This window comes from Pedococcus bigeumensis (assembly GCF_039531795.1).
GTDB lineage: Bacteria > Actinomycetota > Actinomycetes > Actinomycetales > Dermatophilaceae > Pedococcus > Pedococcus bigeumensis.
In genome coordinates this window covers 123,536-137,559 of record NZ_BAAAQS010000005.1, presented here as the reverse complement: position 1 = coordinate 137,559, position 14,024 = coordinate 123,536, and the positions used below count along the sequence as shown (strand labels likewise).

General features: G+C 72.3%; 13 protein-coding genes. 6 read left to right on the top strand and 7 right to left on the bottom strand.

Annotation, left to right across the window (positions count from 1 at the left end):
* Positions 1-7: 7 nt before the first annotated feature.
* Both ABD262_RS16330 and clpX read left to right on the top strand, forming a co-directional pair.
* A complete protein-coding gene (locus ABD262_RS16330) occupies positions 8-685 on the top strand; it encodes an ATP-dependent Clp protease proteolytic subunit (RefSeq protein WP_056923603.1) in 678 nt (225 codons plus the stop codon).
* 278 nt (positions 686-963) lie between these two features.
* Positions 964-2,238 carry an ATP-dependent Clp protease ATP-binding subunit ClpX gene (gene clpX, locus ABD262_RS16325; protein WP_344138533.1) on the top strand — a complete coding sequence of 425 codons (1,275 nt, stop codon included), beginning with the start codon at positions 964-966 and terminating at the stop codon, positions 2,236-2,238.
* Between the two features lie 84 nt (positions 2,239-2,322).
* On the opposite strand, the gene ABD262_RS16320 is transcribed toward clpX, so the two are convergent.
* Genes ABD262_RS16320 through ABD262_RS16300 form a run of 5 tightly spaced genes read right to left on the bottom strand, consistent with a single transcriptional unit; the run spans position 2,323 to position 6,419 of the window.
* Entirely contained in the window at positions 2,323-2,844 is a 522-nt protein-coding gene (locus ABD262_RS16320) for a hypothetical protein (protein WP_344138531.1), read from the bottom strand.
* The gene (locus ABD262_RS16315) at positions 2,844-4,217 is read right to left on the bottom strand and encodes a DUF58 domain-containing protein (protein WP_344138529.1); all 1,374 of its coding nucleotides are present in this window, start codon (positions 4,215-4,217) and stop codon (positions 2,844-2,846) included. The genes ABD262_RS16320 and ABD262_RS16315 overlap by 1 nt, the downstream gene beginning before the upstream one ends.
* A complete protein-coding gene (locus ABD262_RS16310; protein WP_425564917.1) occupies positions 4,214-5,197 on the bottom strand; it encodes an AAA family ATPase in 984 nt (327 codons plus the stop codon). The genes ABD262_RS16315 and ABD262_RS16310 overlap by 4 nt, the downstream gene beginning before the upstream one ends.
* A gap of 2 nt (positions 5,198-5,199) precedes the next feature.
* Positions 5,200-5,691 (bottom strand): hypothetical protein, encoded by a 492-nt coding sequence (locus tag ABD262_RS16305; RefSeq protein ID WP_344138525.1) that lies wholly within the window; start codon positions 5,689-5,691, stop codon positions 5,200-5,202.
* Positions 5,688-6,419, bottom strand: coding sequence for a DUF4129 domain-containing protein (locus tag ABD262_RS16300; RefSeq protein WP_344138523.1), 732 nt, complete (start codon positions 6,417-6,419; stop codon positions 5,688-5,690). Before ABD262_RS16300 ends, ABD262_RS16305 begins: the two co-directional genes overlap by 4 nt.
* A gap of 163 nt (positions 6,420-6,582) precedes the next feature.
* Between ABD262_RS16300 and ABD262_RS16295 the strand changes: the two genes are divergently transcribed.
* The 3 genes from ABD262_RS16295 to ABD262_RS16285 all read left to right on the top strand — a co-directional run bounded on the left by ABD262_RS16295 (position 6,583) and on the right by ABD262_RS16285 (position 8,981).
* Positions 6,583-7,608 (top strand): sigma-70 family RNA polymerase sigma factor, encoded by a 1,026-nt coding sequence (locus ABD262_RS16295; RefSeq protein WP_344138521.1) that lies wholly within the window; start codon positions 6,583-6,585, stop codon positions 7,606-7,608.
* Positions 7,605-8,213 carry a TIGR03086 family metal-binding protein gene (locus ABD262_RS16290; protein WP_344138519.1) on the top strand — a complete coding sequence of 203 codons (609 nt, stop codon included), beginning with the start codon at positions 7,605-7,607 and terminating at the stop codon, positions 8,211-8,213. The genes ABD262_RS16295 and ABD262_RS16290 overlap by 4 nt, the downstream gene beginning before the upstream one ends.
* A gap of 66 nt (positions 8,214-8,279) precedes the next feature.
* The gene (locus tag ABD262_RS16285) at positions 8,280-8,981 is read left to right on the top strand and encodes a hypothetical protein (RefSeq protein ID WP_344138517.1); all 702 of its coding nucleotides are present in this window, start codon (positions 8,280-8,282) and stop codon (positions 8,979-8,981) included.
* On the opposite strand, the gene valS is transcribed toward ABD262_RS16285, so the two are convergent.
* Positions 8,912-11,563, bottom strand: coding sequence for a valine--tRNA ligase (valS, locus tag ABD262_RS16280; RefSeq protein WP_344138515.1), 2,652 nt, complete (start codon positions 11,561-11,563; stop codon positions 8,912-8,914). The two genes, ABD262_RS16285 and valS, sit on opposite strands and share 70 nt — an antisense overlap.
* Positions 11,564-11,666: 103 nt before the next feature.
* Between valS and ABD262_RS16275 the strand changes: the two genes are divergently transcribed.
* Positions 11,667-12,410 carry a lysophospholipid acyltransferase family protein gene (locus tag ABD262_RS16275; protein WP_344138514.1) on the top strand — a complete coding sequence of 248 codons (744 nt, stop codon included), beginning with the start codon at positions 11,667-11,669 and terminating at the stop codon, positions 12,408-12,410.
* A gap of 45 nt (positions 12,411-12,455) precedes the next feature.
* On the opposite strand, the gene ABD262_RS16270 is transcribed toward ABD262_RS16275, so the two are convergent.
* Positions 12,456-13,973: a hypothetical protein gene (locus ABD262_RS16270; protein ID WP_344138512.1), complete on the bottom strand. Its 1,518-nt coding sequence runs from the start codon at positions 13,971-13,973 to the stop codon at positions 12,456-12,458.
* Between the last annotated feature and the right edge of the window lie 51 nt (positions 13,974-14,024).

The following is a 14,024-nucleotide window of genomic DNA, read 5'->3' as shown; positions in this document are numbered from 1 at the left end:
TCGACACATGAACGCGAACATCAACCCCTCGATGCACTCGGCCGGCCGTGGTGGCCTCCAGGTGCCGGGGCCGTCCAGCCGCTACATCCTGCCCCAGTTCGAGGAGCGCACCTCCTACGGCATGAAGCGGCTCGACCCCTACACCAAGCTCTTCGAGGACCGGATCATCTTCCTCGGCGTGCAGGTCGACGACGCGTCCGCCGACGACGTCATCGCCCAGCTGATCGTGCTGGAGTCCCAGGACCCCGACCGCGACATCCTGATGTACATCAACAGCCCCGGTGGCTCGTTCACCGCGATGGCCGCGATCTACGACACGATGCAGTACATCAAGCCCGACGTGCAGACCTTCGTCATCGGCCAGGCCGCCTCGGCTGCCGCGGTGCTCCTGTCGGCCGGCGCCAAGGGCAAGCGGTTCGCGCTCCCGAACGCCCGGATCCTCATCCACCAGCCCGCGCTGGTCGGTGGCGACTACGGCCAGGCGTCCGACATCGAGATCCAGGCCAACGAGGTGCTGCGCATGCGCACCTGGCTCGAGGAGACGTGGGCCGAGCACTCGGGTCGCACCCCCGAGCAGGTCCGCAACGACATCGAGCGCGACAAGATCCTCTCCGCGGCCGAAGCCGTCGAGTACGGCCTGATCGACGAGGTCCTGCTCTCGCGCAAGGGCACCCTCGCGGACTGACCCGCCCCGGGGGCGTCGTCCCCGACCCCGCACTACGAGGTATGCCGCCCGCTCACCAGAGCGGGCGGCATACCGCTGTCTTCGGGGGTGGCCGTCGCTCCTGCGGTGTGTTGTCCGCCCTCAGCGGACAAGCGCGACGAACGGGCGACTCGACCGTTTCAATGGAGCGTAGGCGGTCTCCTGCGCTGTAGCGTCGGGGCGTTGCCGGTCCGAGGTGGACCGCACACCGTCGGGCAGATTCGTCAGACAGGTTCGTCAGACAGACCGGAGGACTTCGCGTGGCACGCATGGGAGAGAGCGGCGACCTGCTGAAGTGCTCGTTCTGCGGAAAGAGCCAGAAGCAGGTCAAGAAGCTCATCGCCGGCCCCGGGGTGTACATCTGCGACGAGTGCATCGACCTGTGCAACGAGATCATCGAGGAGGAGCTGGCCGAGTCCTCCGAGCTGGGCCTCGACGAGCTGCCCAAGCCGCGCGAGATCTTCGACTTCCTCCAGAACTACGTGATCGGCCAGGACGTCGCCAAGCGCGCGCTGGCGGTCGCGGTCTACAACCACTACAAGCGGATCCAGGCGGGCGAGACGGCCGGCAAGAAGGACGCCGAGTCGGTCGACATCGCCAAGTCCAACATCCTGCTGATCGGCCCGACCGGCTGTGGCAAGACCTACCTCGCGCAGACGCTGGCCCGCATGCTCAACGTCCCGTTCGCGATCGCCGACGCCACGGCGCTGACCGAGGCGGGCTACGTCGGCGAGGACGTCGAGAACATCCTCCTCAAGCTGATCCAGGCCGCCGACTACGACGTCAAGAAGGCCGAGACGGGCATCATCTACATCGACGAGGTCGACAAGATCGCCCGCAAGTCCGAGAACCCCAGCATCACCCGCGACGTGTCCGGTGAGGGCGTGCAGCAGGCGCTCCTGAAGATCCTCGAGGGCACCACCGCCTCGGTCCCGCCCCAGGGTGGTCGCAAGCACCCCCACCAGGAGTTCATCCAGATCGACACAACGAACGTGCTGTTCATCGTGGGCGGCGCCTTCGCCGGTCTCGAGAAGCTCATCGAGTCGCGCAACGGCAAGAAGGGTCTGGGCTTCGGCTCCGAGCTCCACACGCCCAAGGACCTGGCCGACTCGATCCACGAGGTCATGCCCGAGGACCTGATGAAGTTCGGGCTCATCCCCGAGTTCATCGGCCGCCTGCCCGTCATCACCACGGTCAGCCCGCTCGACCAGGCCTCCCTCGTGACGATCCTGTCCCAGCCGCGCAACGCCCTGGTCAAGCAGTACAAGAAGATGTTCGAGATCGACAACGTCGAGCTCGAGTTCACCGACGACGCCCTCGAGGCCATCGCCGACCAGGCCCTGACCCGTGGCACCGGTGCCCGTGGCCTGCGCGCGATCATGGAGGAGGTGCTCATGCCGGTGATGTTCGACGTCCCGAGCGACGAGGGCATCTCCCGCGTGGTGGTCACCCGCGAGGTCGTGCTCGACAACGTGCTGCCGACCATCGTGCGGCGCGACGAAGAGCCCAAGCGCACCCGCAAGCGCTCCGCCTGAGCGAGCCCGCCACTCCTCGCCCGGCCCTGCTCGCTCCCCGCTCCGTCCTGACCCCTGGCCACTCGTGCCGGGGGAGGGACGAGGTCAAGGGCGGGCGCGGTCCTCGCGGCCCAGCAGCCAGGTGGCGAAGGCTAGCAGCGCGACGGCGGCGATCGCGCCGTAGGTCAGTGAGACCTGCCCCGGGGCGCTCTCCCGGCCGGCCAGCAGCGCCACCGCCCAGACCGGCACCGTGGCGGCGGCCACGAGGGTGCCCCGACGGGCCCAGCGCCGCAGGCTCACGACCGGGACCGGAGCCGGACCCGGCAGGCTTGCCGCGAGGCTGGCGGTGAGGTGCAGGACGAGGCCACACCACGCGGCACCGAGCAGCGCCACCCACTGGCCGGTCGTCGTGGGCACGGGGACGGCGGCGGCCCAGTGCAGCGCCTGTGCCCCGAGCAGCACCGTGACGAGCGCGGAGTCGGGCTCGATGGCGGCATAGGCGGTGAGGGCGACGATGACGACGGCCATCACCACGATGGGGTGGGGGGACGACGCGAGGGTGAGCACCAGGAAGGTCAGCGACGCCACGCACAGCAGGCTGCGCAGCACGAGCTGGGAGCGTGACATCAGCGGCTCACCACCCTTGGAGCGCGCGAGCGACGGTGCAGGTCGCGCAGCACCAGGTCGAGCGTCCCGGGCCCGGCCCAAGGGACGATCGGCACGCCCGCCTCACGCGCCCGCGTCATCTCCCGGTGGCGCTCGAGCAGCCGCAACCGCCAGGCCAGGCGGGTCTCCGTGGGGTGCTCCTGCGCCGTGGAGGCTAGCTGCGCCAACGACTCCTGGGGGATGTCCGGGGACGCCAGGGCGGACGGCAGCGTGTCCACCGTGACGACGGAGATGCCGCGCCGGGCGAGGGCGACCGCGTGGGCGAGCACCTCGGGAGAGATGGCGGGGGTGAGGATGATCGCGAGGGTGCCGGCCGAGACGTGGTGACGCAGCTGCGACCGGAGGCGCTTCTCGTCGCTCACCGTGCCGTCGGCGACCGTCACGCGGGCGAGGACGTCGAGCAGGCGGCGCAGGTGGTTGCTGCCCGCCCCCGCCGTGACGTGAGGGGTGTCACGGGAGCCGAGCACCAGCAGCCCGACCCGGTCGCCGGAGCGCAGGTAGTGCTCGGCGATCGCGCCCGCGGCGCGCACCGCGTTGTCGAGGCTGCTGCTCGACCCCTCGATGCCGGCGCTCTGCCCGATGTCGTGCATGGCGTCGACGAGCAGCAGGATCTCGGTGTCCTGGTCGGCGTGGGTCGCGGTGACGTGCAGCTCGCCGGTCCGCACCGAGACCGGCCAGTGCACGCGGCGCAGTCGGTCGCCGAAGCGGAACGGCCGGATCTGGTCGAGCTCACCACCGGAACCCTGGTGGTGCGAGCGGTTCTGGCCCACGAGGCCGTCGGGGTGCGGCACCGGCACCCGGGCCGAGAAGGTGTCGGGGAGCGGGACGGTGGGGATGGCCGGCAGCGACACCGACTGCGGCTCCCACCGGAACGCGCCGAACGGCCCGCTCACGGCGAGGATCGCCGGTCCCAGCGGGCGCCGGCCCCACCGGGTGCTCCGGCAGACGACCTCGAGGGACCGGGGCTCGTCGCCACCCTCGAAGGCGGTCGCCGCCGTGCGGTGCCCCGGCGTGAACTCCGTGTGCGGGGTCGGCAGCAGTGCGAGGCCGGCCTCCTCGACCCCTTGGCCGGGCGTGATGGTCGCCTGCCACCTGGTCGCCTGACCCTCACGCAGGAGAGGGTGGACCACCCGGGCGACGACCGTGGGAGTGGCCTTCGGACGGGTCGCGGTCGCCCACAACCCGATGACGAGCAGGGGAGCGCCGATCACGAGGGCGTCGGGACGACGCAGCAGCACGCCGATGGCGGCCAGGAGCAGCCCCAGGAAGAGCGCCCGGATGTGGGCCGAGGTCACGCGCCAGCGCGCCTCGAGCCGGCGCCCGGGGGTCGTCACGGACGCTCGAAACCAGTCCGGGCGCCGATCGCCGTGGCCGCGGGCGTGGGCACCGAGGAGAGCACGCTGTCGACGACGCTGGCCGCGGAGACGTCGTTCATCCACAGCTCGGGACGCACGGTGACCCGGTGGTCGAGGGCGGCGTGGGCGACCGCCTTGACGTCCTCGGGCGTGACGTAGTCGCGGCCGCGCAGCACGGCATACGCTCGGGACGTCAGCAGCAGGGCGAGCGAGGCGCGCGGCGAGGCGCCCATCAGGAGGTTCTGGTGGGTGCGCGTCGCGGCCACCAGCCGCACGCAGTACTGGCCCACGCCCTCGTCGACGGTCACGGTCTCCACGGCCTGCTGCATCTCGATGAGTCCCGCGCCGTCGGTGACGCTGGCGACGACCTGGGCCTCCTGCTGGCGGGCCATCCGGCGCTGGAGGACCTCCCACTCGTCGGCGGCGCTCGGGTAGCCGAAGCTCACCCGCAGCAGGAACCGGTCGAGCTGAGCCTCCGGGAGGGGGTAAGTCCCTTCGTACTCAACGGGATTCGCGGTGGCCAGTACGTGGAACGGCTTGGGCAGCACGAAGGTCTCGCCCTCGACGGTCACCTGCCCCTCCTGCATCGCCTCGAGCAGGGCCGACTGCGTCTTGGGGGGCGTCCGGTTGATCTCGTCGGCGAGCAGCAACCCGGTGAACAGCGGCCCCTTGCGGAAGCTGAACTCGTGGCTGCGCTGGTCGTAGAGGAACGAGCCGGTCAGGTCGCTGGGCAACAGGTCGGGGGTGAACTGGGCCCGCGCGAACTCCAGCCCCAGGGCCTGCGCGAACGAGCGCGCCGCCAGGGTCTTGCCCAGGCCGGGGAAGTCCTCCATCAGCACGTGGCCGCCGGCGAGGATGCCGGACAGCACGATCTCCAGGCTCTGCCGCTTTCCGACGACGGCGCGTTCGACCTCGGTGAGGATGGCGGTCGCGCGCGCGGCGACCTCGTCGAGGGTCAGGGTCACGAGAGCTCCTCCAGGGTGGTGGTGAACGCCGCGAGCTGGGCGGCGGTGAGACGGGTGGTCGGGGGTGCGGCGAGGTATGCCGCGAGGTCGCGGCCCAGGACGGCGGCGGCGTCGGTCATGGTCCCGTCGCCACGGCTGCGGAGCCGTTCGGCGGCCAGGCTGCTGAGGGTGGCATGCAGGCGCGCACTCGGGACGGGGGCGCCGGAGCCGGCCTCGCGCACGTCGCCCGCGAGCCTGCTGATGCGGGCGTCGACGCCGCGGGTGGCGGTCGCCTCGGTGAAGGTGTTGTCCCAGTCGGTCGACTGGCGCGACTGCCAGAGCCACTGGGCCACGATCGCCAGCGCGGCGACCAGGGCAGCCGAGGCGAGCAGCATGCCCACGTTGCCCAGTGCCGACACCGACACGGCGAGGGCGCCGACGACCACGGTCACGGCGAGGACGACGAGGAAGAGCTGGCTGGGCGCGAGGGCGCCGAGTCGGCGGATCACCGGCTGACGTTCCTCTCCTGGGCGAGTCGCGCCATGGTGCGCCGGAGGTCGGCCTGCACCTGCACGAGCGCCTCGCGGGCGGTGGTGCGCTGGTCCTCGCCGATCGGGTGGGTGGAGAACCTGGCCTCGCGGTAGAGCGCCGCCAGGGTGTCGAGCGGCGCCCGGTCGACGCGGTGCGAGCGCAGCACCGCGGTCACGAGCTCGGCGGCGGTGCGGGAGTCGTCGTCCCTGACGCCCGCGGCCCGGCAGGCCTCCTCCAGGGCGACCCAGGCGGCGATGACGGCATTCGCCGGAGTGCCCCGCGACAGCTGGCGCTCTCCTTCGAGCGCCGCCTCCAGGAGCACCTCGGGCACGACGTCGACCGCGGCCACCTGGTCCTCGGAGACCTCGCGGGTGCGCCACCTGTCGAGCAGGGCCCTGCCGATCGCGACGAGCACGACGACGACCACGACCGCCAGCACCAGCTTCATGGCCAGCTCGACCAGGTTGACGATCCACGGGTCGCTGTGGCGGACGTCGGCTCCCTTGAGGCCCCGCCCCTTGGCAGAGAAGATCGCCCCCGGCCCGAAGTCCTTGCCGGGCTCACTCGACTCCTTGCCGGAGAACTCCTGGCGCGCGAACACCCCGACGGGACCGGCAGCGGACACCCAGGCGGCCAGCAGCAGCGTCGCCGCTGCCCCCACCCCCAACGTCACACCGCGGTTCAGGATCACCACACGCCGGTTCACGATGGTCGACCATAGCAACGGTCACTGCGGTGTCGAGCACACCCCGCAAATCGGACACGGTTCGTTACCGACCGATGAGTTTCGGGTGCGGGTCAGGTCTCTCCTCCAGTGGCACCGATGTGCCTAAGGTGGGCCAGACGGTCGGACGACGGAGGAGACAGTCATGACGGAGGGGCGCGCGACGACCGAGGTGCGCGAGCGGGTGGGTCTGGACGACTTCCCGGAGGCGGCCGACGGCTACCGGCGGGAGCTGACCGCCCACTGCTACCGGATGACGGGGTCGATCCACGACGCCGAGGACCTGGTGCAGGAGACCTACCTGCGCGCCTGGCGCGCCTACTCGGCCTTCGAGGGGCGGTCGTCCGTGCGGACCTGGCTCTACCGCATCGCGACGAACGTCTGCCTCACCGCGCTCGAGGGCAAGGACCGTCGTCCCCTCCCGGCGGGGCTGGGTGCGCCGTCGAGCGACGCGGCCGACCGGCTCGTGGAGTCGTCCGAGGTGCCCTGGCTGGAGCCGGCGCCGGACCCCCTGGTCGCGGGCGACGCGAGCGACCCGGCCACCATCGTCGCGCAGCGCGAGAGCATCCGGTTGGCGTTCGTCGCGGCGCTCCAGCACCTGCCGGCCCGCCAGCGAGCGGTGCTGATCCTGCGAGACGTGCTGCGCTGGAAGGCCGCCGAGGTCGCCGAGGCGCTCGAGACGAGCGAGGCCGCGGTCAACAGCGCCCTGCAGCGTGCGCACGCGCAGCTGGCGAAGGCGAACGTCAGCCAGGACGAGGTGCCGGCCGAGCTGGACGCCGCGCAGCAGGAGCTGCTGGACCGCTACGTCAAGGCGTTCTGGGACAAGGACGTCAACGCCATCGTCGCGATGCTGACCCGTGAGGCGGTCTGGGAGATGCCGCCGTTCACCGGCTGGTACACCGGGGCCGAGAACATCGGCCGCCTCATCGACACGCAGTGCCCGGGGCAGCGCCACGACATGCCCATGGTGGCGACCAGTGCGAACGGCCAGCCGGCCTTCGGCCTCTACATGCGCCAGCCCGACGGCAGGTTCGCCCCCTTCCACCTCCAGGTGCTCACCCTCGACGCGTCCGGTGGGGTCAGCCACGTCGCCGCCTTCTTCGACCTGACTCTGTTCGAGACCTTCGGCCTGCCCGCCTCGCTCCCGGCCGACTACTCCGGCCCGACGTGAGGCAGCCGGTGTCCAGCGCGGCCGGCCACAGCCGGCCACCGCGGGCCCTCGAGCTGCTCGAGCGGGCGATCGGCTACACCCGGGCCAGCCTCGTGCTGGTGACCGACGCCGACCTGGGGCGGCGCACCCCGTGCCGGGGGTGGCTGCTCCAGGACCTGCTGGTGCACATGGACGACTCGCTGGAGGCGATGGCGGTGGCGGCGCAGGCCACCTCCCTCAGCCTCGTGCCGCCCGCCCCGCCCACCGACGGTGCCGACCTGCTCGACAGCATCTGCCACCGGGCCCGGGGCCTGCTCGCCCACTGGCACCCGGTGGACGCGGTGCCGGACGGCCCGGTGGCGCTCGGTGACCAGAGCCTGTCGCGGGAGCTGCTCGGCGCGGTGGGAGCTCTCGAGATCACGCTGCACGGCTGGGACGTCGCCGAGTCGCTCGGCCGGCCCCGCGCGATCCCGCCCGGTCTGGCGATGGACCTGTGGCCGGTCGCCCGTGACCACGTCACCGACGCCGACCGGCCGGCTCGCTTCGCCCCGCCCGTCGAGGTGGCTGACTGGGCCACCCCGGCCGCCCGGCTGCTCGCCCACGCGGGGCGCTCGACCCGCTGGTGACCTCGCGGCGCTGGTGACCTCGCGCCGTTGGTGGAAGTTTGCGGCGCTTCCAGCGAGGATGAGGCCATGTCCTCGGGGTTCCGGTTGCGCAGCGGTGACGTGGGGCCGGTCCAGCAGTCCCCGGTGACGTGTGGGTCGGCCTGCCTCACGGTGGCCAGGATGCTGGTCAACCCCGTCTTCGCCCGCTGGATCACCTCCGGTGAGGGCCCGCGGGCCGACGCCCCGCCCGGTGCCACCGAGAAGGAGCGCTTCGCGGCATACGAGCGGGTCGTCATGGGTCGCACCAACCGGTTGTTCGCCGGCGGCGGACGGCTCAACGCCCCCTGGCCCCGGTCGCTGGGCACCCCACCCTGGGGCGCCCGCAAGGAGCTCGAGTTCGGGGCGTCGCGCAAGGGCACCGAGTACGAGCTCCGGCTGGTCCGACAGCTCACCCGGGGTGGGCTGCGCGACGCGCACTCACGCCTGGTCGAGGTCGTCGCCGACGGTGAGCCCGCCCTGCTCTACATCGGCAACGGCCTGCTGCCCCGCCACGTCACGCTGGTGCTGCCCGGCGACGGTGACCGGGTCCTCGACGTCTACGACCCGGCGACGGGCCAGGTCACGCTGCTCGACGAGGACAGGTTCGCCAGTCGCGAGCTGGGGATCGCCGGCTGGAACGTGCCGTGGATCACGGTGCAGCCCAACGGATCCCGTCGGATTCAGGCCTTCGGCTTCTCCACGGGGATCAGCTCCGCGTCGCGCACGTCGGGCGTCTCGGCCTCGGCGTAGTCGACCGTCCCGGTGATCCGCCCGGCCGCCCGCAGGTCGGTCTCCGCGCGCCGGACCCGCTGGGTCCACTCATCCGGGCCGGCCAGCACGATCGACGCCACCTCGGCTCGCATGCCGACCTTCGCCTCGGACTTGGCCTTGCGGACCCCGGCCAGGGCCTCGCCCACCGCCGTCAGCAGGGCAGGGTCACCGCCGTCGCCGGCCGCCGTGTCCGTCGCAGTCGGCCACGGAGCCCGGTGCACCGAGCCCTCGTGCCACCACGACCAGGCCTCCTCGGTGACGTAGGGGAGCATCGGCGCGAACAGGCGCAGCATCACGTCGAGCGCGATGCGCAGGGCGGCCCGGGCGGACGCGGCCTCCGCGACGCCCTGCCCGCCGTAGGCGCGGTCCTTGACCAGCTCGAGGTAGTCGTCGCAGAAGGTCCAGAAGTAGGTCTCGCTGACCTCGAGCGCGCGGGTGTGGTCCCAGCCCTCGAAGCCCGCCGTCGCCTTGGCGACGACGTCGCCGAGCTGCGCGAGCACGGACCGGTCGAGGGGGTTGGTGACGGCGGCGGCCAGCTCGCCGTCGACGTCGCCGCCGTGGGGGATCCCGACCTCGGCTTCGCCGAGAGTCAGGGCGAACTTCGTCGCGTTGAGGATCTTGATGGCCAGGCGGCGACCGACCTTCATCTGGCCGGTGTCGTAGGCGGCGTCGGCGCCGAGGCGACCGCTGGCCGCCCAGTAGCGGACGGCGTCGGTGCTGTGCTCCTTGACGACGTCCTCGGGCGTGACGACGTTGCCCTTGGACTTGCTCATCTTCTTGCGGTCGGGGTCGAGGATCCAGCCCGAGAGGGCGGCGTTGCGCCACGGCACCGAGCCGAACTCGAAGTGCGAGCGCACGACCGTCGAGAACAACCAGGTGCGGATGATGTCGTGCCCCTGGGGGCGGACGTCCATGGGGAAGACCCCGGCGAACAGCTCGGGGTCGTCGCGCCAGCGCCCGGCGATCTGGGGCGTCAGGGACGAGGTGGCCCAGGTGTCCATGATGTCGGGGTCGCCGACGAAGCCGCCGGCCTGCCCACGCTGCGACTCGTCGTAGCCCTCGGGGGCCTGGGCCGCCGGGTCGACGGGCAGCTGGTCCTCGGTGGGCACGAGCTGCTTGTCGTAGACCGGGTCGCCGTGCTCGTCGAGGGGGTACCAGACCGGGATCGGCACGCCGAAGAAGCGCTGGCGCGACACCAGCCAGTCGCCGTTCAGGCCGCTCACCCAGTTCTCGTAGCGCGCCCGCATGAAGGCGGGGTGGAAGTCGACCTGCCGGCCGCGCTCGATCATCTCGGCGTTGAGGTCGGCGTCCCGCCCACCGTTGCGGATGTACCACTGCCGGGAGGTGACGATCTCCAGCGGCTTCTCACCGCGCTCGTAGAAGTTGGCCTTGCGCTGGGTCGCCTTGGGCTCACCGTCGAGGTCACCTGACTCGCGCAGCGCGGCGACGATCGCCTCGCGCGCGCCGAAGGTGGTCTTGCCCGCCACCTGCTCGGCGAAGAGCTGCTCGCCCGGGCTGCCGGCCAGCCACTCGGGCGTCTCGGCCTGGATGCGTCCGGACCGGGTGATGACCGAGCGGGTCGGCAGCTGCAGCTCGCGCCACCACAGCACGTCGGTCAGGTCGCCGAACGTGCAGCACATGGCGATGCCCGCGCCCTTCTCGGGCTCGGCGGCGTGGTGCGCCACCACCGGGATCTCGACCCCGAACAGCGGGGAGCGGACCGTGGTGCCGAACAGCGCCGCATACCGCTCGTCGTCGGGGTGGGCGATCAGCGCGACCGCGGACGGGATGAGCTCGGGTCGGGTGGTCTCGATGTGGATCGGGCCGTCGGCGCCGTGGAAGGCGACCCGGTGGTAGGCGCCGGGGTAGTCGCGCGCCTCGAGCTCGGCCTGCGCGACGGCGGTCTGGAAGGTGACGTCCCAGAGGCCGGGCGCCTCGGACTGGTAGGCCTCACCGCGGGCGAGGTTGCGCAGGAAGGCCTGCTGGGCCGTGGCGCGGGAGTGGTCGTCGATGGTGCGGTAGCTGATGTCCCAGTCGAGGCTGAACCCCATCCGGCGGAACAGCGACTCGAAGGCCTTCTCGTCCTCGACGGTCAGCTCGTCGCACAGCTCGATGAAGTTCTGCCGCGAGATCGGCAGCGCGTCGGCCGCCTTCAGGCTCTTGGCGTCACCGCGGTGGGGCGGCGCGAAGCCCTCGTCGTAGGGCAGCGACGCGTCGCCGCGCACCCCGTAGTAGTTCTGGACCCGCTTCTCGGTCGGCAGGCCGTTGTCGTCCCAGCCGATCGGGTAGAAGACCTCGAGGCCCTGCATCCGCTTGTACCGGGCCATGCAGTCGGTGTGCGTGTAGGAGAACACGTGCCCCATGTGCAGGGACCCCGACGCGGTCGGCGGGGGGGTGTCGATCGAGAAGACCGACTCCCGGCCCCGGCTGAGGGCCTTGGCGCGGTCGAAGGTGTAGGTGCCCTGCTCCCGCCACACCTGCGCCCACTTGTCCTCGAGCCCCTCGATCGAGGGCTTGTCGGGGATCGTGGCGGCGCCGGACGTGGTGGGTGCATCGGTCATGGCGTGAATCTTCCCATCCCGTCACCGGTGGTGACCAACGGGTTGCGGGTATGCCGCGGGCGCACCGTGGGGTCGGGCGTCCCCCACCCCCTAGGGTTGGCGCATGGAACCCGTGTACACCCCCGTCATCGGGTTGGCCCGTGCGCTGTTCGCCGCCCAGGGCCTCAAGATCACGCTGACCGGCACCGAGCACGTGCCCCGCCACGGCGGTGCCGTGATGGCCATCAACCACACCGGGTACTTCGACTTCACCTACGCCGGGTTGGTGGGGGTCGAGGTCGGGCGCTACGTGCGGTTCATGGCCAAGAAGTCGATCTGGTCCAACCCGGTCGCCGGCCCGCTGATGAAGGGCATGCACCACATCCCGGTCGACCGCGAAGCCGGACAGGGCTCGTTCGACGCGGCCCGGGCGGCGCTGCGGTCCGGGGAGATCGTGGGTGTGTTCCCCGAGGCGACCATCTCGCGGTCCTTCGAGCTCAAGGCCTTCAAGTCGGGCGCCGTGCGGCTCGCCCAGGAGGCGGGCGTGCCGGTCCTGCCGACCACGATCTGGGGGTCGCAGCGGGTCTGGACCAAGGGGCAGCCGCGCCGGATGGGTCGTCACGGCATACCGCTGCTGATCACCGTCGGGGCACCCATCGAGGTCAGTCCGCAGGAGAACGCGGTCGAGGCCACGGCCCGGGTGCGGGCGGCCATGGAGGCGCAGCTGCACGCCGACCAGGACCGCTACCCGCCGTGGCCCGACGCGGAGCGGCACCTGCTGCCCGTCCGCCTCGGCGGCACGGCGCCGACCGTGGCCGAAGCCGAGGAGATGGACCGGGCCGACCGGCGCCGACGCAGCAGCCGCTGACCTCCTGACCGCGCCGGCCCGGGCTGGGTTCGGCGGTCGGTTGGGCTAGCGCTTGCCGGAGTTGGTGTGGCCCTTGGCCTGCTTGGCGGCCTTCGCCTTCTTGGCGGCCTGCTTCGCGGCCTGCTTGGCCGCCTTCGCCTTCTGGGCGGCCTGCTTGCCCGCCTTGCCGTGCCCCTTGGCGAGGTGCTTGCCCTGCTTGCCCTGGTGCGTGGTGTGGCCGTTACCGGTGAGGGCAGGCTTGGCGGTCCCGTTGCCCCGGCCCTTGCCGCCGTTCTTCCCGACGGCCTGGCCCTTGCCGTTGCCTTCGCCGTTGCCGGCGGGCACGACCGGGGGCCGCGGGGTGGTCGGGGTGGGCACCTCGGGCGGGGGCGAGGGGGCCGGCGGTTCGGTGGGGGTCGGCGTGGGGGTCGGCGTCTCGCTGGGCGTCGACGGGGTCTCGGCGTTCGGGTCGAAGGACGCCACCACGACCTGGATCCGGGTGGGTCCGCTGGGGAGTTCCACGACCTGGTCGGCCCGGCCGCTGCCGACCCGGCCGTCGGAGCCAGGCGTGCCGGTGGACGGGTTCGCGGGGGTGGGTGTCGGCACGCGGCCCGGCGACGGGGTGCCGTTCGGGCGCCCGGTCGTGGGGAGGGGGCCGGGGACGACCGGCCCGTCGGCCGTCACGAGCGGGCCACGGTCCCGGCCCAGGATGCCGTCGATGGCCACGCTGAGCAGGCCGCTCATGGCTGCGGCCGTGCTGATGCCGCCGACGGCGAGCAGCCACGCGGCTGCGGCCGCGCCGGCCCGGGCTGCCCGGCTGGGTGTCCCGAGGGTCCGCTGGGCGCTCGCGGGGGCGGACGACTGGAGGCTGTGGATGTCGACGACCGACGGCTGCTGGAGCGCCCCGACGGGCACCATCGCGGCCCCGGCGCCGGTCCCCGCGGTGGCCAGCGCGCCGGTCGCGGGAGCCGGAGCTGCCACGGGCAGGCGGGCGGGTGACGCCGGGGCGCCGGCGGCGAACAGCCCGGCGGCAAACGGGAGGTCGACGACCTCGCCGGGAGTCGCGGGCACGCGCAGCGCGTCGATCAGCGACTCCAGCGACACGCGGAGGTGCTGTTGCCCCTGCAGCACCAGGGCGAGGACGGCGTTGGGCTCCAGGCCGGTCAGGCGGGACACGGCGTCGCGCCCGAGGTTGGCGATCGCGCCCATGGCCAGCACCTCGGCCTCGGCCGGCGGGCAGGCGCGCAGCGCGGCAACTGCCTGCGTCAGGGAGTCCGGCTCGCTGCCCGAGGGGGCTGTCGTGGTGCCCGTCGGCGCGAGTGCCGTGGCGCCGTCGGCAGCCAGGACGGCGGTGCGGGCAGCCCCCACGACCAGCTCGAGCCAGGCGTCGTCGTCGGCCGGGCAGACCTGCAGCTGGGGCACGACCGAGGTCCATGCGGTGCGGGCGAGCTCCGCGTGGTCACCGTCGGCGGTTGCCCGCAGGTAGCGCAGGAGCATCGGGTTCGTGACTGCGTGGAGGCGGGCGAAATCGTCCGCGACGCCCCCTTGGGCGCCGAGGAGGAATATGGCGATTTCCCCCGGCACGTACCCAGTTTCGTCCCCTTGCGTGCGAATGCGCGTCATCCGTTCGGCCGA

Coding starts and splice junctions, on each gene's coding strand:
- ABD262_RS16330 (WP_056923603.1), top strand. CDS start 8: ATGAACGCGAACATCAACCCCTCGATGCACTCGGCCGGCCGTGGTGGC.
- ABD262_RS16320 (WP_344138531.1), bottom strand. CDS start 2,844: ATGTCACGCTCCCAGCTCGTGCTGCGCAGCCTGCTGTGCGTGGCGTCG.
- ABD262_RS16295 (WP_344138521.1), top strand. CDS start 6,583: ATGACGGAGGGGCGCGCGACGACCGAGGTGCGCGAGCGGGTGGGTCTG.
- ABD262_RS16285 (WP_344138517.1), top strand. CDS start 8,280: ATGTCCTCGGGGTTCCGGTTGCGCAGCGGTGACGTGGGGCCGGTCCAG.
- valS (WP_344138515.1), bottom strand. CDS start 11,563: ATGACCGATGCACCCACCACGTCCGGCGCCGCCACGATCCCCGACAAG.
- ABD262_RS16275 (WP_344138514.1), top strand. CDS start 11,667: ATGGAACCCGTGTACACCCCCGTCATCGGGTTGGCCCGTGCGCTGTTC.